The following is a 21989-nucleotide window of genomic DNA, read 5'->3' as shown; positions in this document are numbered from 1 at the left end:
AGCATCGGTTCACGCTGCGTCGACCAGCACGATTTCGGCATCCTCGATCGCGGTGACGGTGATCGTGTCCACATCGCGGATCGCCGCCCCGTCGCGGGCATGGACGTCGACATCGTTGACCAGCACCCGCCCCGTGGCCGGCACCAGATAAGCTTTCCGGTCCGCCCCGATCGCATAGGTCGTGCTTTCGCCAGCCTTCAGCGTCGCCCCCAGCACGCGGGCATTGGTGCGGATGCCCAGCGCATCGCCATCATCGGCATAGCCGCTGGCCAGCGCCACGAATTGCCCGGCGCGATCGCCCTTGGGAAAAGGCCGCGCGCCCCAGCTGGGCTGTTCGCCCCGGCTGGTTGGCAACAGCCAGATCTGGAAGATCCGGGTATCGACATCCTCCATATTATATTCGCTATGGGCGATGCCGGTGCCGGCGGACATCACCTGAACATCGCCCGCTTCGGTGCGGCCGTGATTGCCCAGATTGTCCTTGTGGGTGATCGCCCCTTCACGGACATAGGTGATGATTTCCATGTCCGAATGGGGGTGCGGCGGAAAGCCGGTCTTGGGCGCGATCACATCGTCGTTCCAGACGCGCAGATTGCCCCATCCCATCCGATCGGGATCATGGTAGTTCGCGAAGGAAAAATGGTGATGCGCGTCAAGCCAGCCATGGTTTGCGCCACCCAGGCTGCTGAAGGGCCGCAGTTCGATCATCGTCCGTCTCCTTCCGGGGCCGCGCCGTGGCGGCTGTGTCCGTTGAGGAAATAGGCGCAGACGTTCAGCTTATAAATGCGAATGATCGAAATTCATCGTTTCCATTTTCGCTATGTGGTTGGCACCGCGGCAGGCGCGCCTGTATCCGTCGCGGGCGCGGTTTCGGGTTTCGGCGGCACCGGGGCGGCCGGCTTGGGCATCAGCAGCGCTGCGGTTTCGATCGTATCGAGCGCGTCGCGCGCGGCATCGTAGCGCCGGGCGGCGGCAATCCAGTCGGTCGCCCGCTCGCGCCCCGGCATCCGCGATACTTCGGCCAGTGCTTCGGCCACCCGCCCCGCTTCCAGCGCGCGGCGGGCACGGGCCAGGCGATCGGCCGGGGCCGGCGATGGCGCATTGGCCTTGCGCACGACGATCAGCCCGGCAATCTCGCGCCGGAAACCATCCCACCAGCCTTCATTCGGCGCCTGCGACGCAAGCTTCGGCGCGATTTCGATCAATCCCGCGCGCAATTCATCCAGCGTCACCGGCTGGCGGCCAGCGGCAATCACCGTCGCCACCGCCTGCGGCTGGCTGGCGCCGAACCGATCGCGCAACAGCCCTTCGATATAGCCAAGCTGCACCCCGCGATCGAGCGCGCGTCGCGCAGCAAAGGCCACCAGCAGCCCTTCGGCCCGATCGGCATTGCCCACCGCCGCATTCGCGCGCACGTCGATCTGGCCGAGCCGCGCTTCGATTTCGGCAACGCGCCGGTCGATCGCGGCTTCGGCCATCGGATCGGTCGCCGGCAGCGATGGAACGGCCGCCAGCGGCCCCGACGGCGCAGGCACGGCCGGAGTGGATGGTACCGCGCCGGTCGTCAGGAATTCAGCGGCAGGCCGCCAGGCGTGGACAGTATAGGCCGCAGCCCCGGCGCCGATCAGGAACGTCACACCCACCAGCAGCAGCGTCCGCTTCACACCGCCCGATCGCGGCGCCACCGGCATCACCGGCGCTGTCTGCGCCTCTTGTTCCGTCGTCATCCCGTCCATCCCGTCCGCCATCATCCCACCTGATCGCACAGCCGTGCCGCCGCCGCCAGTACGGCCGCATCATCGGGGCGATCCGCCACGGCAACCGCCGCCCAGCCCGGCCCGGCCGCTTCGGCCGCCGCCTGGCTGATCGTCGCGATCCGGATATGCCCGCGCTCCCCCACCATTCCGGCGAACACCCGCGCGGCATGGGGCGAATGCAGCAGAACCACCGCCTGTTCGGCCAGGGCCGCGCGCGCCGCTGCGGCCAGTTCGGCCACCGGATCGGCGGCATAAACGATCACCCGCGCGATCGTCAGCGCCGGATGCTGCGCGGCGCGATGTTCCCGCCCCGCCAGATGCAGCACATGGGCGTGGCCCGCCGCCGCGATCAGATCGAGCAGCGCGATGGCGTCGCGATCGCCGGCACGCACATCGGCAAAGCCCGCCGCGCGCGCGGCCGCCGCCGTCGCGTCCCCCACCGCGAACACCGGCAACGCGTGATAATCGGCCAGATGCGCCCCGCCAAAGCGCAGCGCATTGGCCGATGTCAGCATCAAGGCATCGAACTGATCAGCGGCCGGCGCCTGCCACGCCACGCCACGCACCGCAAACAAAGGGGCCACTGTCGTCGCCAGCCCCAGCGCCGTCGCCCGCGCCACGGTCGCCGAAGCGGCCGGCTCGGGCCGCAGGACAAGAACGCCCCTCACCCCCCGAACAATGCCCGCAAGGCGGGGCTGGCGCGCGCCAGCAGATCCTGGGCAAGCGCTGCCGCGTCGGCGGCGCTCGCAATATGCCGCTCACCGGCCACGCATTCCGCACCGTCTTCGCTCAGAATTTCAGCGCGCAGATACAGCCCCGCGCCATCGGGTTGCGCCAGCGCCGCCACCGGCGACCGGCAATCGGCGGCAAGCGCCGCCAGAAACGCGCGTTCGGTATCGACGCAAACATGTGTTACCGCATCGTCGATCGCGGCCAGCGCCGCCCGCATGTCCGCATTGGCCGCCAGCGTCTCGATCCCGACCGCCCCTTGGGCCGGCGCCGGCAGCATCACATCCAGCGGGATCGGCGTACCGATATCAGGCCGGTCCAACCGTTCCAGCCCGGCCGCCGCCAGCAATGTCGCATCCGCATCGCCCGCCGCCAGCTTGGCCAGCCGTGTATCGACATTGCCGCGAAACAGCGTGACCGAAACGTCCGGCCGTGCGCGCCGCACCTGCGCCGATCGCCGGGGGGATGATGTGCCGACCACCGCATTTGCCGGCAGCGCGGCCAGATCCGTCACCCCGATCAGCCGGTCGCGCACGTCGGCACGCGGCAGCATGGCGGCGATGATGATCTCGGCCGGGCGGATCGTTTCGACATCCTTCATCGAATGGACCGCGAAATCGATCTCGCCGTCGATCAGCGCGCGATCCAGTTCCTTGGTCCACAGCGCCTTGCCGCCGACTTCGGCGAGCGCACGATCCTGAATGCGATCGCCGCTGGTGCGGATCGGCACGATCGCGATCGCGTCCTCGCCCCAGCCATGGGTGGTGCGAAGCGCGGCCGCGACCATGCGGGCCTGGGTGAGCGCAAGCGGCGAACCGCGGGTGCCAAGACGAAGAGGAAACTGCATGGCTGTTGCCCTACAGCGCCGCGCGGTGGCAGGGAAGAAGGCATGACCCTGATCCTCGGCATCGAATCTTCCTGTGATGAAACCGCCGCCGCGCTCGTCACCGGCGATCGCGTGATCCGCGCGCACCAATTGGCCGGCCAGGAAGCCGCGCATCGCCCGTTCGGCGGCGTCGTTCCCGAAATCGCGGCCCGCGCGCATGTGGAAATGGTGACCCCGCTGGTCGAAGCCGCATTGGCCGAAGCCGGCGTCACCTTGGCCGATGTCGATGCGATCGCCGCCACCGCCGGCCCCGGCCTGATCGGCGGGGTGATGGTCGGCCTCGTTACCGGCAAGGCGCTGGCGCTCGCCGCCGGCAAACCGCTGGTCGCCGTCAACCATCTGGAAGGCCATGCGCTGTCCCCGCGTCTGGCCGATCCCGATCTGGAATTCCCCTATCTGCTGCTGCTGGTGTCCGGCGGGCATTGCCAGTTGCTGCTGGTCGACGGCGTTGGCCGCTATCGCCGGCTGGCCACCACCATCGACGATGCCGCTGGCGAAGCGTTCGACAAGACCGCCAAGCTCCTCGGCCTCGGTTTTCCCGGCGGCCCTGCGGTCGAAAAGGCCGCCTTTGCCGGCGATCCCAAAGCCGTGCCGCTGCCGCGTCCGCTGGTCGGATCGGCCGAACCGCATTTTTCCTTCGCCGGCCTCAAGAGCGCGGTGCTGCGCGCACGCGATTCGGGCAAATACCGGCCCGAGGACATCGCCGCCGCCTTCCAGCAGGCCGTGGTCGATTGCCTGATCGACCGCACGAAACGCCAGTTGCCCCGAATCCACGCCACCGCGCTCGTCGTAGCCGGGGGGGTTGCCGCCAACACGGCGGTGCGCACCGCGCTGCAACGGCTCGCCGCCGATCATGGCCTGCGCTTCGTCGCCCCGCCCTTGTGGCTGTGCACCGACAATGCCGCGATGATCGCATGGGCCGGCGCCGAACGCTTCCGCGCCGGGTTGACCGATCCGCTCGACGTGCCGGCGCGCGCGCGCTGGCCGCTGGATCCAACAGCAGAAAAAGCGCGTGGCGCGGGAGTGAAGGCATGATCGGCATCATCGGCGGCGGCGCATGGGGCACGGCACTCGCGCAGGTCGCCGCCGCACAAGGCCGCGAAGTGCGCCTCTGGGCGCGCGAACCCGAAGTGGTCGATTCGATCAACCGCACCCACGAAAATGCGCTGTTTCTGGCGGGAATCCCGCTATCGCCATCGATCCGCGCGAGCGATGATCTCGCCTGGGTGGCCCAAGCCGATCCGCTGCTGATCGTCACCCCGTCGCAGCATATGCGCCATGTTCTCGCCCAGCTTGATGCAAGGCCACGCCATCTGATCCTGTGCGCCAAGGGGATCGAGGCCGGTTCGATGCGGCTGATGCACGAAGTGGCGCACGAAGCCTGCCCGACCGCGACGATCTCGGTCCTGTCCGGCCCTACCTTCGCCCATGAAGTCGCCAAAGGCCTGCCCACCGCGATCACGCTCGCCTGCGCCGATGACGATGCCGGCGCGCGCGTCGCCGGCCTGATCGCGCGTCCCGCCTTCCGCCCCTATCTGTCGACCGACGTGGTAGGCGCCGAAATTGGCGGCGCGGTGAAGAATGTCCTCGCCATCGCGTGCGGCGTCGTCGAAGGGCGCGGCCTTGGCCAGAATGCCCGTGCCGCGCTGATCAGCCGGGGCTTTGCGGAAATGACGCGCTTCGGCCTCGCCCGTGGCGCGCGGGCCGAAACGCTGGGCGGCCTGTCCGGCCTCGGCGATCTGGTGCTGACCTGCTCGTCCACCAGTTCGCGCAATTTCTCGCTGGGTGTCGGGCTGGGCCAGGGCCGCGCGGCAAGCGACTTGCTCGCCGATCGCCGCACCGTCGCCGAAGGGGCGTTTACCGCGCCTGTGTTGCGGGAAGCGGCGGCGGCAGCCGGCGTCGACATGCCGATCACTCATGCCGTTTGCGCCCTGCTGGACGGCCAGGCGACGGCCGATGAAGTGGTCGAAGCCCTGCTCGCCCGGCCGATCCGCGCCGAGCGCTGATTACGGCAGCGTCGCGGCCTGATCGCCCGATGGCGGACTGCCCTTCTTCATGCGGAAAAGCACGCGGTCCTCGGCGGTGAAGCCCTTGAACCAGATCACCGCGCCATAGCTCAGCAGGATCAGCGGCACGCCCACCGTCAGTTCCAGCCATTCGGGCACCTGGATCGCGACAAAGCCGACGACCGTCGCCACGGCGGACGCCCAGATCAGCGCCCAGCGCCAGCCCGATACCGGCGCATCGAGCAACTTCGCCAGCAACCGCGACTTGGCGATCGAGGCAAAGCCCAGCGCGATCGGCAGCGCCATCGCCGGCCCGATCGCCTGCACGGCAACGGGCAGATGCAGCGCCTGCGCGCCAAGGACGAACGCGAAACTCAACGCCACCTGCAGGCTGATCGTCGCCAGCGAGATCATCAGGTTGCGGTGCCGGGCGATATAGATCAGCGCGGATTCGGATACGACCGCCGTCGCGGCCACGACTTCGGCGAACAGCAGGAAGGCGAGCGCGGCGGTGCCGCCGACAAATTCGGGGCCGGCCAGGCCCATCACCGCTTCGCCGGGGATCGACAGCGACAAGGCGATGCCGGCCTGCGCGGCGATGATCCAGAACCCCACCTGGCGCACCTGGGCTGCCACGGCCGCCTTGTTGCCGGCCTCCAGATTCTGGGTGATCACCGGTCCCAGGATCGGATCGAAGCTGGTTTTCAGCTTCTGCGGCAGGGTTACGATCTGCTGCGCGACCCAGTAGATTCCGACGATGGCCGGCGGAAAGAACAGGCCGAGGATGAAGCGATCGACGTTGCGCGTCGCCCATTCGATCGCATCGGCTGCCGCCAGCGGCATGTTGCGCCGGGCGATCAGGAACAGCGGTCGCGGTTCGGGCCGCCAGCCGTGCGGGAATCCGTAGGATCGGATGAACGGCCATAAGGATGCGGCCAGCGCGGCGACCATCGACAAGGCATAGGCCAGGATCAGGCCATCGCGCGCCGAATAGAAATAGAGGCCGAACGCCGCGATGCTGATCGTCCACGGCTCGATCACGGCGCGCGCGCGCACGGTGGCGGCGACATTGCGGCGATAAGCGAGCGCCGCCAGCGAAATATCCGACCAGGCGATCGCGAAGATCGTCAGCGGCAGCAGTTGTTCCAGCCCGTTGATCTGGCTGTTGGGAAACATCAGCTGCGGTAGCGCGGCCAGAATCAGCGCGGCGACGGCCGACGCCAGCCCCGCGATCAGCAACGCATCCCACACGATATGGACATGCGGCCGTTCGTTCCGGGATAATTGCTGGGCCAGCCCGCGCTTCAACCCGAAGGTCGCCAGTTGGGCGGCAAATTCGATCACCAGGATCGCCAGCGCAAAACGCCCCAGTTCGGTCGGGCCATATAGCCGGCCGGCAATGAACAGAAACGGGATGCGCGCCAGCAGGCGCAGCAGAAAGCCGAAAAAGTTCGTGCGCCCGCCCTTCGCCAGATCGGCGATGTCGTCCTTGTGCGCGCCCGCCCCCGATCCCGGCTTGTCCATCGGTGGCTTCTTAGGGCCTTGATGCACGGGCGGCGAGCACGAATTGCAACGGGCGCCATCGACGCATCTGAAAGGGCCGTCCTGCGCCGGCGAGGACAAAGACCCGGCTGCGCCCGTCGTCCCGGCCAACATCCGCTGGCATCCGGGGCCGGCTTTACGCATGCTGGCGCGATGACCGATCCGCTTTTCACCCCCGTCGCCATCGGCGCGCTCAACCTGCCCAATCGCATCGTGATGGCCCCGATGGGCCAGGGCAAGGCATCGGGCGGGCTGCCTGACGATGGCTATCCGGCTTATTATGCCCGCCGCGCAGCGGGCGGTGCGGGCCTGATCGTCAGCGGCGCGACCGCGATCGGCCATCCAGAGGCCGCATTCGACGAGAACGAACCCCATTTCCACGGCGATGCCCTGGCCGCCTGGGCACGCGCCATCGCCGCCGTTCATACCGCCGGCGGGCGGATGATGCCGCAGATCGGCCATGCCGGCCTGCAGGGGCTTGCCCCCGTTGCCCCGCCATGGGCCGGGATCGGGCCATCGGGCATCTGGCTGCCATCGGCCCAGGTGGGCCAGCCGTCAGGCCCGGAACGCCACGGCGGCGCGGCGATGACGCTCGCCGATATCGACGCGGTGATCGCCGCCTTTGCGCAGGCCGCCGGCGATGCGAAGCGGCTGGGCTTTGACGGGGTCGAAATTCACGGCGCGCACGGTTTCCTGATCGATCAGTTCCTGTGGGCGCGCACCAACCGGCGGGCCGATGGCTATGGCCAGGATCGCACCCGCTTTGCAGCCGAGGTGATCGCCGCATGCCGCGCCGCGGTCGGCCCCGATTTTCCGATCGCGCTGCGTTTTTCGCAGTTCAAGATGACCGATTATGACGCCCGTCTGGCGAACACGCCGGATGAACTGGCGGCCATCCTGATCCCGCTGGCGGATGCCGGCGTCGATATCTTCGATTGTTCGCTGCGCCGTTTCTGGCGGGTCGAATTTCCCGGCAGCCCGATGAATCTGGCCGGCTGGGCCAAGAAACTCACCGGCAAGGCGGCGATCGCCGGCGGGGGCATCGGGCTGGAGAAAACCGCGCTCGAATATGGCGAGAACGGCGTCTACGGGCAGGTCGCCGATGCGTCGATCGCGCATCTCGATGATGTGCGCGATCGGCTGGATCGGGGTGAATTTGATCTGGTTGCGCTCGGCCGGTCGATCCTGGGCGATGCCGCCTGGCCGGCCAAGGTGCGATCGGGCCGGCACGAAACGCTCCAGCCCTATCGCCCCGAATTGCTCGCCGTGCTGAGCTGACGGCTCAGCCCGCCGTCAGCTTCCACAGCAGCAGCAACAGCCCGCCACCGAACGCCAGGTTGAGCAGCGGCAGGGTGCGGAACGCGCTGCGCGATTCGGGCTTGGCGAAACGCTGCGCCACCATGCTCGGCACCCACAACAGCCACAGTTCGGCGATCAGCACGACGATCAGCGCGGCAATCCCGGCCCAATAGCCATAATCCGCCGCCACCATCGCCCGCGCCTGCGGCGGCCACAGCGGCACCAGGCCGCGCAGCATCAGCCCCACCGTCATCGGGATCGCCAGCACCATCGGCAGCAGCCAGGTGGGATGGGTGATCCAGCGCAGCGGTCCCATCGTCCCGCCCACCGGAATCGCCAGACGCACGGTGGCCAGCAGCGCCATCAGCGCGAGCAGGGCGGCGAACGCCCAGCCATCGATCGGCATCATGACGCCACCTGCATGGCGGCCGCCGCGTCGCCGGCCTTGTCCGCCTTGTGCACCTCGAATGTTTCGCCGGGCTTGCCGAACAGCACGCCCAGTTTCTGCTTCAGCCCCGGTGCGGCCCGGAAATCGCGGGCGAGAAAGCGGAACTCATGCGCCAGGATCGTGATCGGATTGTTCGATTTCACCTGCCGGGTGATGCCATAAACCGGCGGGGTATGATCTTCGAGCCGCTGATAGGTGCCGAACACATGATCCCAGATGTTAAGCAGGCCGCCATAATTGCGATCGATATACAGCGGGTTGCTGGCATGGTGGACGGCATGGTTGCTGGGCGTGCAGAACAGCCATTCGAACCACGGTGCCAGCCGGCCGACCCGTTCGGTGTGGCAGATCGTCTGGAACGCCGGCGCGCTCATCGCGAACAGCACCAGGATCAGCGGGTGGAACCCCAGCAGCACGATCGGCAGCCAGGTGATGAAACGATAGACGGTCGAAAACGGCGTATGGCGCAGATTGACTGTGAAATCATAGGTTTCAGCCGAATGGTGGATCGAATGATCGGCCCATAGCAGGCGCACTTCATGGCCCGCGCGGTGGAACCAGTAATAACCGAACTCACCGACGATGAAGTAGATCGGCAGCGTCCACCATTCCACCGGAACGCGCAGCGGCGTCAGGTTGTAGAAGAAGAACAGCCCGCCGATCAGCAGGGCATTCAGGAACAGGCCTTCCGCGATCGGCCCGAACGGGAACAGCATGAAATTGGCAGCGCCTTCACCCTGAAGCGGGCGTTTGCCCTCGCGCCAGCGCAGGAAGATTTCCGCCATCACGCAAAACACCAGAAAGATCCCGGCCCCCGTCCCATATATGGCGACGGCCTGCGCCACCTGGGCTGTAAATTCGCCTTCCATGCCCTCGTCCTGTTCCCTTTATCTTGTTTTCACTACGGCCCGATCGTCAGGCCTGTTCCGCTCCGCTGGGCGGCAATGCCGCAAGCGCATCCAGCAAGCGCGCGATCTGAAAGGCAAAAAAGCTGTCGAGATGATCGGGCCGCGCCGTCAATTCGAGCATCTGGCCAACAGGTTCGCGCAAATGTTCATCCAGGCTTTCCAGCTGCCCCGGCTGCAGGCCGCTGCGTTCCGCGCGATCGCGGATCTCGGCATTGATCGCGCCCATGATCACGCTCCAGACCCACAGGGTCGAACGGGCGAGGTCCACGCCTTCTTGCCCGGCCCGCTGCAACGCTCGGATCACCAGCGCCGAACGATCGAACCAGGCGACCGACGTGTTGCCGCCTTCCCATGTCAGCATGGTGATCAGTTGCGGATGGCGCAGGAAAAACGCCCGCACGGCATAGGCCCAGGCGGCAATCATCTCGGCCGGTGTGGCGGCTTCGTCGACGGCAACGACCAGTTCGCTCAACATCCGCTCGGTCAGCGCCTGCATCAGATCGTTGCTGCTGCCGAAATAGGTATAGATCGCCATCGGCGTCACGCGCAGCGCGCGGGCCAGGCCACTCAGCGAAAAGGGCGTTCCCGGCTGATCGACCAGCATATCCGCCGCCGTCGCCAAAATCGCCTCGCGCGAAATCCTGGGCGGACGGCCACGTCGCGCACCTTCCTTCGCCGGCAGCGCCGTCATGGTGCGATCGCCTCTGTGCGGATCATATTCATGCCATATATATTATATGGCATCCTTAAATAGCGCCAGCCCATTTTTGGGGGCTGGCGCCGCACCGGGCTATTTCGCCCTGACGATTTTCGGCATCCGATAGCTGCCGTCGACCAGCGGGGCCATCGGCCCATAATAGCGGGCCGCAAACTGGAACGTGTCGCCGCGCGCGGTTGGCAGCCAGTTGCGCGCCTGTTCGGGGTCCACCGGCTTGTCGGGCTGGAGGTAGAAGGTCACGCGCCCGTCGCGCACCGCAAACGCGCCGGCCGCCACCTGATAGCTGGTCACGCTGTAGCGGTTGATCGGATTGGGAATGAAATAGCCGGCCGAATCATACACCGGCAGTTCCCAGAACTCGGTGACGGGCGGCATGTCCTTCAGGTCGAAGCTGATCGTGTAGCGGCGATTGCCGTCGAGCGGGCGGCCCTCGCTGTCGCGGAAATTATAGGCGATCGTGTGCGACTGATATGGCACCGGGGTCCCCCAGGCGACATCGTCCGCACCGGCCTTGGCGACATAATCAAGGTCATCATGCCGCAGGCTCGATTGCAGCCGCCAGCCGTTCATATCGACAAGGGACGCTTCCAGCGCCGCCTTCGCCGTGCGGCGGGCGCCGTCGAAACCGGCCTGTGCCGCTGCCTTCTGCGCCGGGGTCAGCGCGTCAGGGTCGAACAGCACGCCGGCGCGCACGCCCAGCTTCGCCAGCCGCGCCAGGGTGGCCTGTTCCTTCACCGAATCGGTGCGGCCGGTGATTGCCGGGTCGTTGATCGCCAGGCTCAGCAGTTGGAGATAATCGACGGCGGTCATCGTCCGCCCATAATCGACGATCTGGCGCATGCGCGGGAAGGTGCGGTAATTGCCTTTCACGATCGGCTGTTCGGCCAGCGGCGGCAACCTGCCGCCATGCGCCGTCCACAGGCTCAGCGGGGCTGCCGCCACCCCATGCACCACGCTGCGCGCCGCCTGCATGTCGGCGTCATCGCGCGTCGTAACCGCCACACGCACCGCCAGGGTGAAGCTGTCGGACGTCGCCTTGATGATCTCGGTCGATCGGAACCCGGCCGGGATCGCGCCGCGCCAGTGCGGGCCGACGATCAGGTAGCGCTGCGCCTGATTGCCGGTGAATTGCGATCCGGCCATGAAGAACCAGTTGGCGTTCTGGTCGCCTGCCTGGATGCTCCAGTAACGCTGCCCGGCCACCGCTGGCGCCTCGATCACGATCGGTTCGGCCGACACGTCGAACGCGCCGCCCGAATACAGCGTTGATGCGTTAACGGTGGTCGCATAGCGCACCGATGCGTCCATCAGATTGTCATAGGCCTGCACCCGGTTGATGCCGCGAAAGGCCGGCTGCCCTTCGAACTGGGTGTAAACGTAGCGCAGCTCGTAAAAGCCGGCGATGTTCAGCCCCCAGTAGAATGCTTCGGCGGTGAGCGCCTCGATCTCCGAATGGGGCAGGCCGGCTTCGATTCCCGCCGCCGGCAGCGCCGGCGGTTGCGCCGCCGCCGCCGGGGTGGACGCCATCAGCAAAGCCGCAAGCCACAAGGTACGCATCATTTATCCCCGGATTGGAGCCTGACCGGCAGGATCGAGAGCGCGGCCAGGACAAGAACGACAAGAAAAAGCTCGAACGCAATGCGATAACTGCCGCTGGCATCGAACGCCGCGCCGATGACATGGAGGCCCAGCAGGTTGAGCGGCATCGTCAGCGGCGATGTCAGCCCCATGGCCAGGCCGAGCGACGCCACGCCGAACCGCCGCCCGGCGATCACCCCCCATAAGGGCATCACCCCGCCCACCGCCGGCCCCGCCAGGACCGCCGCGATCAGCAGAAGCGGATAGGATGGCCCGGCGATCAGCACGATCAGCAATGCCGCATTGAGCGCGACGACCACCAGATACAGCCCGCGCGGATCGATCCGGTCGGCCAGCGCGCCGATCACCAGCTTGCCGATCAGCGCCGCGCCGGACACGGTGGAAACCAGCATCGTCGCCTGCGCCAGGCTGAACCCGCGATCCATGCCATATGCAATCAGGCTGGCGAGCAGCGCGCCGTTGGTGGCCATCAGCGCACCGACGGCAAAGCCGATCAGCCAGAAATCGCGACAGCGCAACAGCATCGCCACCGTCAGCGGCGGGGCCGCCCGCGCGCGATTGCGTGCAGCCGCTTTGTCTTCGCGCGGCAGCAGCCACGGGGCGAGCGCGACCACCGCAATGCCGGTGACGATCCCGATCGTCGCAACCGCCCCGCGCCAGTCGCCATGGTCGATCAGGGCCGCCATGGCCGGCACGATCACCAGCCCGCCGGCCGATGCCGAAACCGATACGATGCCCAGCGCCAGCCCGCGCCTGACGACGAACCAGCGCGCGGTGAGCGTCGATGCCGTGACCGGGCCGAGCGCGGCCGTGCCCGACGCCAGCAGCAGGAAGGCGGCGGCGGCCATCATCGGTATGCTGCGGCTGGCGGCGATGGCCAGCCATCCGCCCGCAAATGCGATCGCGCCCGCCATCAGCACCATGCGCGCCGGCAGCCGATCGAGCGCGCGGCCGATCAATGGCGAAAAGAACGCCATGCCCAGCACCAGAATCATCAGCCCGCGATTGACGTCGGCACGCGGCAGGCCGAACTCGGCCGACAGCGGCTTGACCAGCAGGCCAAACCCGTAGGACGTGCTGCCAATCGCCGCCATCTGCGCGAAAAACAGCAAGCCCAGCGCGCACCAGGCCCTGGCCGGGGTCGGAAAGACCGGCGCGGCGACGATCGCGATCCGATCTTGCGCCGTCGCCACCGCGGTCAAACCTGCGCCTTGGGACCGACCGGGCGATCGCCGATGATCGTCACCCGTTCCAGATCGCGCGGCCCCACATAATCGGCGACGCCATAATGCTGGGTCGACCGGTTATCCCAGAACGCGATCGCCCCAGGGCTCCAGCGGAACCGCACCTGATATTCCGGGCGTTTCACCTCGTCGAACAACAGGCGCAGCAGGTCCACGCTCTCGGCGGGATCGATATCGGCGATCGCGGTGGTGAAGCCGCTGTTGACGTTCAGCACCCGTTCCCCGGTTTCAGGGTGGATGCGGACGACCGGGTGGCGCTGCGGCGGGTGCCGGGCCACGAACGCGGCATGCTTTTCGGGCGTATCGAGATGCCGGCCGAAAGATACGACGCCATCATGGATCGCATCCAGATGTTCGATCCGCGCGCGAACATCCGGGTCAAGCCCGGCATACACCGCCGCCATGTTCGCCCATAATGTATCGCCGCCCAGTTCAGGCAGGGTGCAGGCCTTGAGGATCGACGCGGCCGACGGCGTATCGCGAAACGTGGTGTCGCTGTGCCAGAAATCGGCCGCCGGCGCGGTGCGGCCAACACGCACGCCGCCATCCGAATAGATTCGCAGCAATTCCGGATAGTCCGGGTGCGCTGAAAGCGGATGCACCTCCAGTTCGCCAAACGCCTTGCCCAGCGCGACGTGGCCGGCACGGTCGAGCGCCTGATCGCGGAAGAACAACACCTTATAGCGCAAAAGCGCCGCCCGGATCGCCGCAATCCCGGCGGCATCGACGGTCATCAGATCGACCCCGCTTATTTCCGCGCCGATCAGCGGCTGGACGGGGGAAATGGTCATGCCCACGGGCAATACCCGGCGCAAATCTGGGCATGCTTCATCAACGCTCTCCTCAGCAGGCAAAGATCGCCTCGGTGCAAACTGAACAAAAGAACAGCTTTCTATGCGCGCAAAAACGATCCAAAAACCTCGATTTTGCTGAATGTACTCTCCAGCTTGAGAAGAAATTTAAGCGAGCCTCGAACGCTCGTCAAGCATCATATGTACATCTGTACAGCCCCATCAGCCGAACAAACGCTGCATCCAGGCCGCTGAAATCGTGTCGAGAAACGCCGCCCGCTGGGGGATTGGCAGCAGCGACGCGCGCTCGATCAGCGGCTGGGTGGCGGCCGACCAGATGATTCCGTCCAGTCGATCGGCCCGCGCAAATCCCCGCCCGGCCAGCCACTGGACGGAAGCCGCCCCGCGCAGGTTGCGAAAGGTGGCGGCCAGTTCATGCAGGTCGGGCAAGCGCACCGCCGCCGTGGCGAAGGCCGCCAGCGCGGCGAGATCGGCCCGCTCATGGCCATCCGCATCCAGCGCGATGCGCGACAGGATTTCGGGCGGCGATGGCGCATCGGCGACCACCGCATTGATCGCGCGCGCCTGCAGTTCATGCGCGGCATCGACGACGATATCGTCCTTTGACGGATAGAAATAGGTGGTCGATGCCACCGACAGCCCGGCTTCGGCCGCGATGTTGCGGTGCGTCAGCCCGTCAATGCCCACCTTGCCGCTCAGCCGGATCGTCGCTTCAACGATCTGCTGCTTGCCCGCCGGCCGTTCCGCAAGGCCGTGCGCTGCGGGCAGGGCCGGCGCTGCCGCCGGCATGATGGCCCGGCCACACAGCCGATCCTCCAGCCGCATCAGCACCTCGATGATCCGGGCATGCCGCGTCACCGTCACGCGATCGAGCATGATCAGCGAAACCAGCCCCTGCGCCACGGCCGCCCAAATCGCCCGCGCCTCGTCGTCCAGCCCCGCCAGCACCGGCAGCGATTGCCAGAAAGCATCCGCCCGGCGATCGGCGCGCGCCATGATCGCAGTCGCCCGATCCGCGCTGTCCGTCGTCCGCAGCGCCCGTATGACTTCCGGGACCGCAACGGTCGCCAGCCCCTGTGCATCGACCAGCGCGCACAGCACCGCCGACACCAGCGCCCCCGGCCCGCCTGGCGAAACCGGCCCGGCGTTCAGCGTCGCGGCGGTGGCCGCGCGCCAGGCCTCGATCCCGTCCTCGATCCGGTCGAGCATGGCCGCCAGCAGCCGATCGCGCGTCTTGAAATGATAGACGACCGCCGACGGCGCGACATCCGCCGCGGTGGCCACCGATCGCATCGTGACATGGCCCAGCCCCGCGTCCAGGCACAGCCGCGCCGCCGCATCCGATATTCTGGAGGCCGCGTTGCCCGCCATCACCATCTCCGTTCAGGACCAGCGGATTGGCGGCCGATGCGGCGGATGGCAAGCCCCGCCACCCGGCATCAGCCAACGTCCGGCGCGAGAAACAACCGGACGACATTGGCGATGAAGGCATCGTCAAGCGGCTCCAGCAACATGTTGGATCGATATTGCACCGCCCCCACCAGCATGTGGATCAAATCGCCCACCGGCACATCGCTGCGCAGCAAGCCGCGCGCGCCCAGCAGATGCAGGATATCCTCCAGCGGCTTGCGCCGGTCATAATGGTGCGTCTGCGTCAGGGTGCGCAGCGCATCATCCTCATACATGGCGGCGGATACCGAAATGCTGACGGCGGCGGCCCGTCGATCGCTGACGATGCGGGCGAACGCCGCCACCATCCGCGCGAAAATGGCCCGCAATTCGGCATCGGAACGCTCGGCCAGTCCGGCGGTCATCTCGTCGTCGGAACTGTGCACGCTCATTACATGGTCGAGCGCGGCCAGCAGCAGATCCTGGCGATTGGCCCAGCGGCGATAGATGGCCGGCCGGGTCGTGCCCGCCACGCGGGCAACCGCATCGAACGAAAAGCCGCGATAGCCCTGGCGCGCAAGCACCGTGCACGCCGCTTCCAGCAACGCTTCATCCAGTTCGGCGCTTTTCGGCCGTCCACGCAACGGCCCGTCCGGCTCGATCCCATCCATCCCCATCCCCGCTGCCGGCTTTCATAAAACTGTCTCCGCTTTCCAATACAGCCCCGCATCGAAATAGAAAACGATGCACGAGTGTATCGTATTTATGACTGTTTCGTGAAAGGAACCCGATCCGTGTCGCTGCCCCAGAACCGCGCTTACCCCTTGGCCTTCGCGCTCGCGATGGCGCTTGCCGTCACGCCGACCCGGGCCGAAGTGGAGGCCGCAGCCGCAGCCGAAGCCCCCGGCGACGTCATCGTCGTGACCGCCCAGAAACGCGCCGAATCGATCCTCGATGTGCCGCTCAGCCTGTCGGCCTTCGATTCGAAGACGCTGGACAATATCGGCGCGGATACGCTGGAGGATGTCAGCCTCTACACCCCCGGTTTCGAGGTTCGCGAACAAAGCGTCGGCGCCCCCGGATTCGTCGTGCGCGGCATCACGTCGGACGGGATCGGCGAACAGCGCGTATCGATCTATCTCGATGGTGTTTCCACCTCGGCGGTCGCGGCCTCCAGCTTCGAACTGCACGATATCGAACGGGTCGAAATCGCCAAAGGCCCCCAATCCACCCTGTTCGGGCGCGGTGCGATGATCGGCGGGGTCAACATCATCCAGAACAAGGCCGGCAATGATTTTCTGCTGAAGGCCGGTATGGGCCTTGGCGACTATGGCTATCGCATGGCCGAAGGGGTCGCCAACGCGCCGCTGATCGATGACGTGCTGGCGGTGCGCGTCGCCGTGCGCGCCCGCAAGCGCGACGGCTATATCCGCGATCTGGCCGGCGGCCCCGGCTACAATGCCGTCGATACCCTGGCCTATCGCGGTGCGGTGAAGTTCCAGCCCGCGTCCAACCTGCGCTTCGACCTGATCTATAATCGCGAGGAAAATACCCCGAACGGCGGCACGGGCTTCAAATCCAACACCTTCCTGCCGCGCGATCCGGCAACGGGCGCGGTCGTCGGCGATCTCAAGCCCGGCAGCGGCGTGGTGCTGCGCGGGTTCGGCGGGCTTGGTGGCGACCGGCTCTACATCGACCGCCATATCGACGATGTCAGCCTGCTGGGCGCCTGGGAACTCACCGACGCGCTGACGCTCGGTTCGATCACCGGCTACCGCAAATATCGCAACATCGAATCCTTCGATCCCGATGGCACCTGGATGAACATCATCGCCGGCATCGGCGAAAGCTGGGGCGATCAGACGACACAGGAACTGCGCCTGACCTACGACAATAAGGGCGCGTTCCGCGGTACGATCGGCGCATCCTATGTCGATCTCAGCAACAGCGATCGCTACATCTTCCAGTTCGACGAACGCGCGACCGCCCTGCTGTTCAGCGGCGGCCTGCTGCGCAGCGCCCCGATGGGGATGACGCAGGCGCAGATCCTCGCCGCGCTTGGGCCGATGGGCGCGGCGCTCAAGCCCGTCCACCGCGATGATTCCACCTTCGCATCGTCCGCCCGCACGATCGACATCTATGGCGACGGCACGTGGGAGGCGACCGACCGGCTGTCGCTCACCGCCGGCCTGCGCTGGACGCATGATGACAAGACGTCGACCGTGGTCGGCACCTTGCCCAACGGGCCAAGCACCCTCACCCGTGGCGGCATCTTCTTCCAGCCGACCGCCAATGGCGCAACGCTGTCCACCGACGGGCGTTTCAGCGGCCTCAGCTGGCGCATGGCCGCGAATTACGAACTGGGCGACACCGTCAACGCCTATCTCACTTATGGCCGCGGCCGCCGTTCGCCCGCGCTCAACATCGTCTCAACGGGCAGCAGTTCGGTCGCCCCGGCCGAAATCGTCAATTCCTACGAAGCCGGGTTGAAGGCACGCGCGCTCGGTGGCAGGATTAGTTTCGATGGTTCACTATATTATTATGACTATAGCAACTTCCAGACGGTGAAGACGATCAACGGTACGCTCACCACGGTCAATGCCGGCGCGGCCGAAGCCTATGGCTTCGAAGGCCAGATACAGGCAAAACCCGCGCATTGGGCTACTTTGTTCGCCAACTACAGCTATAATCATGCGCGGCTCACCAGCGGCGATTATGACGGCAACCGCTTCCGCAACGCGCCCGATCACACCTTCTCGCTCGGCGCGTTCCTGACCGCGCCGATCGGCGACACCGAACTCTATTTCAACCCGGCCTATAGCTGGCAGTCGAAATTCTTCTTCGACGACGACAATGACAAGACCGCGCTCCAGCCCGCCGATTTCCGTGTCGACGAATTTCAGGAATCCTACGGCCTACTCAACCTGCGGCTCGGCCTGCGCGCCGCCGATGAACGCTGGGGCGTGGAATTGGCTCTCAAGAATGCACTCAACCAGGATTATGTGATCGACGCGGGCAATACCGGCGACAATTTCGGCATCCCCAGCTTCATCGCGGGCCAGCCGCGCATGTTCAGCGCCGAACTGAAGTTCAAGCTTTGATCCACCGCCTTCCCCTTCCTTGGAAAGACCCGAAAATCATGACGCTGTTCACCCGTTTTTCCCGCCGCGCGATGATCGCTTCGTCGCTGGCGCTGGTCGTCGCCGCCACGCCGGCATTCGCCCGCAGCCCGGTGCCCGACACCAGCTTCACCATCGCCGTGCTGCCCGACACGCAGAACTATATGGATTACAGCCACCAGAAGGCCGATGGCTTCCCGTTCGACGCCAATGAACTATTCTTCGCGCAGATGCGCTACATCGCCGACAATGTGGAAAGCGCCGGCGGCGACATCGCCTTCGTCACGTCGCTGGGTGATGTGTGGCAGCACCAGTCGCTGCGGATGGATCCGGATCACGCCGCGCGCGGCTTCAAATCGGTGCCCAACCCGATTTTCGACAGCCATTTCGCGCCGACCCCCAAGGTGCAGACGATCGAAATGCCGGCCGCGAAAAAGGGGTTTGAAATCATCGCCGGCAAGGTTCCGTTCTCGGTCGTTCCCGGCAACCATGATTATGATGCGATGTGGACCGACGCCAACCATCCGCCGGCCGCCCAAGTCAATCCGCGCGATCTGACGACGCTCGGCATGCTCCACCCCGGCGGCCTCAACAACTTCCGTTCGGTGTTCGGCGCGGATACCGCCTTCTTCAAGGGCAAGCCCTGGTATGTCGCATCGCACGACGGCGGCGCCGACAGCGCACAGATCTTCGAAGCCGGCGGCTACCGCTTCCTCCATATCGGCCTGCAATTCGATGCGCCCAACGCGTCGCTCGAATGGGCGGCATCGATAATCGCCCAGCATCCCGGCCTGCCGACGATCGTGTCCACCCATGATTATATGGACCAGAAGGGCCGCCGCATCGCCAACCCGGTGATCGACGCGCACGCCGTCGACGAACAGGACAACAACCCTGAAATGGTCTGGCAGAAATTCATCAGCCAGCACGACCAGATTTTCATGCTGTTATGTGGCCACCAGCATGGTCAGGCCCTGCGCACCGATACCAACAAGTTCGGCCACAAGGTCTATCAGGTGCTTGCCGATTACCAGGATCGCGGCCAGACGGCGATCGCCGCCGGCGTGAAATCGGCATGGCCCGTCGGCATCGGCGATGGCTGGATGCGGCTGATGACATTCGATCTGGCTGGCGAGAAGCCGGCGATCCGCGTCCGCACCTATTCGACGCATTACAAGCAATCGAGCAAGGACACGCTCGAATACGCCCAATGGTACAAGGCTGGCGAACAGCCGGACATGACCAACGAACAATTCCATGCCGCCGATGACTTCACCATCGACCTGACGGACTTCCACAGCCGTTTCAAACCAGCCGCCGCGCACGCGCGCTAAACTCAATCGCCACCCTTCCGGGCCTGATCTTTTCCGCGCGCGTCCGGCGCAAACGGGAATCAGGCTCGGCCAGGGCAAAGGGAACGGCCCATGACCGGGTCGCTCTCGGGTCGGCGCCACCAGCACACAGATCCGCCCGCGCCCATCATGAGGGTCGGTTCAGGAAAACCCGGTGATTTTGAAGGCCCAGTGATTTTGGTTTGATGCGGCGCTGATTGCCCGTGGCACATGCCGCAAAAGATGGTGACCCCTACGGGAATCGAACCCGTGTTTCAGCCGTGAAAGGGCCGCGTCCTAACCGCTAGACGAAGGGGCCGTCTGCTGGTCCCGGGGCCGTTAAAGCAGGTCAGCGATGTGGTCAACCCGGCTTTCGCGATAATCTTCAATCTTTGTGTTCACCTGTCGGCCCAGGCGGCATCTTCCAGATGCATTTCGGCCGCAGGGCGGCTGCCCCAATCGTCGATCCTGGCGCGGCCCGCCACCCACAACCGCCGGTCCGGCCCCGCGCCGAGCAACGCCTGGCCCAGTTCGGTATCCGCCTGGCGAAAAGCGATCGTCTTGATCGAACGCCCGTCATCACCGGCGACGATCGCGCGCACATGGCCCTGCCCGACGATATCCGCCTTGATCACCCGCACCGGCCCCGCCACCACGCGCGGGGCGGGCCAGCCGGCGCCATATGGCCCGCCGGCTTCGAGGGCGTCGACCAGCGCCGGATTGATCCCGCCCGGCGCCAGCACGGCATCCAGCAGCAAGGCCCGGTCGTCGCGCGCGCGCGCCACATCCGCCGCCAGCCGGTCATCGAGAAATTCCGCCAGGGCATCAATCTTCGCGGCATCAATGGTAAGACCCGCCGCCATTGCGTGCCCGCCGCCCGCGACCAGCAGGCCCATATCCTTGGCCGCCAGCACCGCCGCGCCCAGATCGACCCCGCTGATCGACCGGCCCGATCCCTTGCCCACACCGTCTTCGTCCACGGCGATGACGATCGCGGGACGCCCCATCCGTTCCTTGAGCCGGCTGGCAACGATGCCGATCACGCCGGGATGCCAGCCATGGCCGGATACCACCGCAACCGCCCGGTTGGCCTGCCCGACGGCGGCGGCCTCGGCGGTTTCAGTGACAAGCATCTCGATCGCGCGGCGTTCACCGTTCAGCCGATCGAGTTCGATGGCGATTTCGCGCGCTTCGTCGGGATCGGTGGTGGTGAGCAGGCGCACGCCGAGATCGGACTTGCCGACCCGCCCCCCCGCATTGATGCGCGGGCCAAGGGCAAAGCCAAGATCGGTGCAGGTGGGTGCCCGTTCCAGCCGCGCGGCCTCCGTCAATGCGACAAGGCCGATGTTGCGGCGCCCGGCCATCACCTTCAGGCCCTGTGCGACAAAGGCCCGGTTCAACCCCTTGAGCGCCGCGACATCGGCCACCGTGCCCAAGGCGACCAGATCGAGCAATTCGATCAGCTTGGGTTCCGCCCGGTTGGCAAACCAGCCCCGCGCGCGCAGGACGCGCAGCAACGCCGCTCCGAGCAGGAACGCGACCCCGACTGCCGCAAGATGGCCGTGCGCTGCGCCTTCATCCTCATCCAGCCGGTTGGGATTGACCAGCGCCAATGCGGGCGGCAAGGCAGCGGCACATTTGTGGTGATCGACCACAATCACATCGACCTTGGCGGCCCGCGCCATTTCCAGCGCCTCGAACGCCTGCGCCCCGCAATCGACCGTCACGATCAGTCGCGCGCCACCGGCGGCGATGCGCACCAGCGCCTCGCCCGACGGGCCATAGCCTTCCATCAGGCGATCGGGGATATAGGCTTGCGGGCCAAGGCCCAGATCGCGCAGCAGGCGGATCAGCAGCGCAGCAGACGTCGCGCCATCGACGTCATAATCGCCAAAGATGGTGACGGGTTCGCCCGCCATCACCGCATCGGCCAGCCGTTCGGCGGCGCGGTCCATATCGCGAAAGATCGACGGATCGGGCATGAAACCGCGAATCGTAGGCGTGCGGTGGGCTTCCACCGCGTCGCGCGGCACGCCCCGTGCCATCAACAGGCCGGCGACCAGATCGTCCGGCTGGAAATGCGCGTCGCGCCCGTCGGTCCCGCTCCCCCGCCAACGCCATGGCTGGCCGAGGATCGAATGGGTGACATTGAGAACGGAGGTCATGCCCTCCGCTCTATCCGATCGGCGCGGGCGGCGGAAT

General features: G+C 66.2%; 19 protein-coding genes and 1 tRNA gene. 5 read left to right on the top strand and 15 right to left on the bottom strand.

The window, feature by feature from the left end:
• Positions 1-9: 9 nt before the first annotated feature.
• The 4 genes from KC8_RS14455 to hemC all read right to left on the bottom strand — a co-directional run bounded on the left by KC8_RS14455 (position 10) and on the right by hemC (position 3333).
• Positions 10-708, bottom strand: coding sequence for a pirin family protein (locus tag KC8_RS14455; RefSeq protein ID WP_010124179.1), 699 nt, complete (start codon positions 706-708; stop codon positions 10-12).
• Between the two features lie 110 nt (positions 709-818).
• The gene (locus tag KC8_RS14450; RefSeq protein ID WP_232455551.1) at positions 819-1727 is read right to left on the bottom strand and encodes a hypothetical protein; all 909 of its coding nucleotides are present in this window, start codon (positions 1725-1727) and stop codon (positions 819-821) included.
• Between the two features lie 20 nt (positions 1728-1747).
• Complete coding sequence (locus KC8_RS14445; RefSeq protein WP_010124176.1) at positions 1748-2425, bottom strand: uroporphyrinogen-III synthase; 678 nt, start codon at positions 2423-2425, stop codon at positions 1748-1750.
• Positions 2422-3333, bottom strand: coding sequence for a hydroxymethylbilane synthase (gene hemC / locus KC8_RS14440; RefSeq protein ID WP_010124175.1), 912 nt, complete (start codon positions 3331-3333; stop codon positions 2422-2424). The genes KC8_RS14445 and hemC overlap by 4 nt, the downstream gene beginning before the upstream one ends.
• A 42-nt stretch (positions 3334-3375) precedes the next feature.
• On the opposite strand from hemC, the gene tsaD reads away from it, so the two are divergent.
• Both tsaD and KC8_RS14430 read left to right on the top strand, forming a co-directional pair.
• Positions 3376-4407, top strand: coding sequence for a tRNA (adenosine(37)-N6)-threonylcarbamoyltransferase complex transferase subunit TsaD (gene tsaD / locus KC8_RS14435; protein WP_010124174.1), 1032 nt, complete (start codon positions 3376-3378; stop codon positions 4405-4407).
• Positions 4404-5378: an NAD(P)H-dependent glycerol-3-phosphate dehydrogenase gene (locus KC8_RS14430; protein WP_010124173.1), complete on the top strand. Its 975-nt coding sequence runs from the start codon at positions 4404-4406 to the stop codon at positions 5376-5378. Before tsaD ends, KC8_RS14430 begins: the two co-directional genes overlap by 4 nt.
• Here KC8_RS14430 and KC8_RS14425 read toward each other — a convergent pair whose 3' ends face one another.
• The gene (locus KC8_RS14425) at positions 5379-6902 is read right to left on the bottom strand and encodes a lipopolysaccharide biosynthesis protein (protein ID WP_010124172.1); all 1524 of its coding nucleotides are present in this window, start codon (positions 6900-6902) and stop codon (positions 5379-5381) included. It lies immediately after the preceding gene.
• 171 nt (positions 6903-7073) lie between these two features.
• Between KC8_RS14425 and KC8_RS14420 the strand changes: the two genes are divergently transcribed.
• Complete coding sequence (locus KC8_RS14420) at positions 7074-8198, top strand: oxidoreductase (protein WP_010124171.1); 1125 nt, start codon at positions 7074-7076, stop codon at positions 8196-8198.
• Between the two features lie 4 nt (positions 8199-8202).
• Here the strand turns inward: KC8_RS14420 and KC8_RS14415 are convergent, their stop codons facing one another.
• The 8 genes from KC8_RS14415 to KC8_RS14380 form a co-directional block, all read right to left on the bottom strand.
• Positions 8203-8628, bottom strand: coding sequence for a hypothetical protein (locus tag KC8_RS14415; protein ID WP_010124170.1), 426 nt, complete (start codon positions 8626-8628; stop codon positions 8203-8205).
• A complete protein-coding gene (locus KC8_RS14410) occupies positions 8625-9536 on the bottom strand; it encodes a sterol desaturase family protein (RefSeq protein ID WP_010124169.1) in 912 nt (303 codons plus the stop codon). Before KC8_RS14410 ends, KC8_RS14415 begins: the two co-directional genes overlap by 4 nt.
• A gap of 46 nt (positions 9537-9582) precedes the next feature.
• The gene (locus tag KC8_RS14405) at positions 9583-10266 is read right to left on the bottom strand and encodes a TetR/AcrR family transcriptional regulator (RefSeq protein WP_010124168.1); all 684 of its coding nucleotides are present in this window, start codon (positions 10264-10266) and stop codon (positions 9583-9585) included.
• A 99-nt stretch (positions 10267-10365) separates the two neighbouring features.
• Positions 10366-11850, bottom strand: a complete 1485-nt coding sequence (locus KC8_RS14400) for a DUF1214 domain-containing protein (protein ID WP_010124167.1) — start codon at positions 11848-11850, stop codon at positions 10366-10368.
• Positions 11850-13085, bottom strand: coding sequence for an MFS transporter (locus KC8_RS14395; RefSeq protein WP_198360947.1), 1236 nt, complete (start codon positions 13083-13085; stop codon positions 11850-11852). The genes KC8_RS14400 and KC8_RS14395 overlap by 1 nt, the downstream gene beginning before the upstream one ends.
• A gap of 5 nt (positions 13086-13090) precedes the next feature.
• A complete protein-coding gene (locus KC8_RS14390; RefSeq protein ID WP_010124165.1) occupies positions 13091-13927 on the bottom strand; it encodes a TauD/TfdA dioxygenase family protein in 837 nt (278 codons plus the stop codon).
• A 222-nt stretch (positions 13928-14149) separates the two neighbouring features.
• Positions 14150-15319, bottom strand: coding sequence for a TetR family transcriptional regulator (locus tag KC8_RS14385; protein WP_158217666.1), 1170 nt, complete (start codon positions 15317-15319; stop codon positions 14150-14152).
• 68 nt (positions 15320-15387) lie between these two features.
• Positions 15388-16008: a TetR/AcrR family transcriptional regulator gene (locus KC8_RS14380; protein WP_010124163.1), complete on the bottom strand. Its 621-nt coding sequence runs from the start codon at positions 16006-16008 to the stop codon at positions 15388-15390.
• Between the two features lie 123 nt (positions 16009-16131).
• Here KC8_RS14380 and KC8_RS14375 point away from each other — a divergent pair, with 123 nt between their 5' ends.
• Together KC8_RS14375 and KC8_RS14370 are read left to right on the top strand one after the other, a co-directional pair.
• A complete protein-coding gene (locus KC8_RS14375; protein WP_037495525.1) occupies positions 16132-18438 on the top strand; it encodes a TonB-dependent receptor in 2307 nt (768 codons plus the stop codon).
• 38 nt (positions 18439-18476) lie between these two features.
• A complete protein-coding gene (locus KC8_RS14370; protein ID WP_010124161.1) occupies positions 18477-19790 on the top strand; it encodes a metallophosphoesterase in 1314 nt (437 codons plus the stop codon).
• A gap of 241 nt (positions 19791-20031) precedes the next feature.
• Here the strand turns inward: KC8_RS14370 and KC8_RS14365 are convergent.
• Together KC8_RS14365 and recJ are read right to left on the bottom strand one after the other, a co-directional pair.
• Positions 20032-20106: transfer RNA gene (locus KC8_RS14365), tRNA-Glu, on the bottom strand.
• 79 nt (positions 20107-20185) lie between these two features.
• Positions 20186-21952 carry a single-stranded-DNA-specific exonuclease RecJ gene (gene recJ, locus KC8_RS14360; RefSeq protein WP_010124160.1) on the bottom strand — a complete coding sequence of 589 codons (1767 nt, stop codon included), beginning with the start codon at positions 21950-21952 and terminating at the stop codon, positions 20186-20188.
• Positions 21953-21989 lie beyond the last annotated feature (37 nt).

The organism is Sphingomonas sp. KC8 (genome assembly GCF_002151445.1).
Lineage (GTDB): Bacteria > Pseudomonadota > Alphaproteobacteria > Sphingomonadales > Sphingomonadaceae > Sphingomonas_E.
The sequence above is the reverse complement of the archived record's forward strand: the minus strand, read 5'-3'. Positions and strand labels throughout refer to the sequence as shown.

Excerpts from the sequence above, each read along its gene's own strand:
- KC8_RS14410 (WP_010124169.1), bottom strand. The coding sequence starts at position 9,536 with ATGGAAGGCGAATTTACAGCCCAGGTGGCGCAGGCCGTCGCCATATAT.
- KC8_RS14415 (WP_010124170.1), bottom strand. The coding sequence starts at position 8,628 with ATGATGCCGATCGATGGCTGGGCGTTCGCCGCCCTGCTCGCGCTGATG.
- KC8_RS14430 (WP_010124173.1), top strand. The coding sequence starts at position 4,404 with ATGATCGGCATCATCGGCGGCGGCGCATGGGGCACGGCACTCGCGCAG.
- KC8_RS14400 (WP_010124167.1), bottom strand. The coding sequence starts at position 11,850 with ATGCGTACCTTGTGGCTTGCGGCTTTGCTGATGGCGTCCACCCCGGCG.
- KC8_RS14450 (WP_232455551.1), bottom strand. The coding sequence starts at position 1,727 with ATGACGACGGAACAAGAGGCGCAGACAGCGCCGGTGATGCCGGTGGCG.
- hemC (WP_010124175.1), bottom strand. The coding sequence starts at position 3,333 with ATGCAGTTTCCTCTTCGTCTTGGCACCCGCGGTTCGCCGCTTGCGCTC.
- tsaD (WP_010124174.1), top strand. The coding sequence starts at position 3,376 with ATGACCCTGATCCTCGGCATCGAATCTTCCTGTGATGAAACCGCCGCC.
- KC8_RS14380 (WP_010124163.1), bottom strand. The coding sequence starts at position 16,008 with ATGGATGGGATCGAGCCGGACGGGCCGTTGCGTGGACGGCCGAAAAGC.
- KC8_RS14390 (WP_010124165.1), bottom strand. The coding sequence starts at position 13,927 with ATGACCATTTCCCCCGTCCAGCCGCTGATCGGCGCGGAAATAAGCGGG.
- KC8_RS14385 (WP_158217666.1), bottom strand. The coding sequence starts at position 15,319 with ATGGCGGGCAACGCGGCCTCCAGAATATCGGATGCGGCGGCGCGGCTG.
- KC8_RS14425 (WP_010124172.1), bottom strand. The coding sequence starts at position 6,902 with ATGGACAAGCCGGGATCGGGGGCGGGCGCGCACAAGGACGACATCGCC.
- KC8_RS14370 (WP_010124161.1), top strand. The coding sequence starts at position 18,477 with ATGACGCTGTTCACCCGTTTTTCCCGCCGCGCGATGATCGCTTCGTCG.
- KC8_RS14455 (WP_010124179.1), bottom strand. The coding sequence starts at position 708 with ATGATCGAACTGCGGCCCTTCAGCAGCCTGGGTGGCGCAAACCATGGC.
- KC8_RS14420 (WP_010124171.1), top strand. The coding sequence starts at position 7,074 with ATGACCGATCCGCTTTTCACCCCCGTCGCCATCGGCGCGCTCAACCTG.
- recJ (WP_010124160.1), bottom strand. The coding sequence starts at position 21,952 with ATGACCTCCGTTCTCAATGTCACCCATTCGATCCTCGGCCAGCCATGG.
- KC8_RS14405 (WP_010124168.1), bottom strand. The coding sequence starts at position 10,266 with ATGACGGCGCTGCCGGCGAAGGAAGGTGCGCGACGTGGCCGTCCGCCC.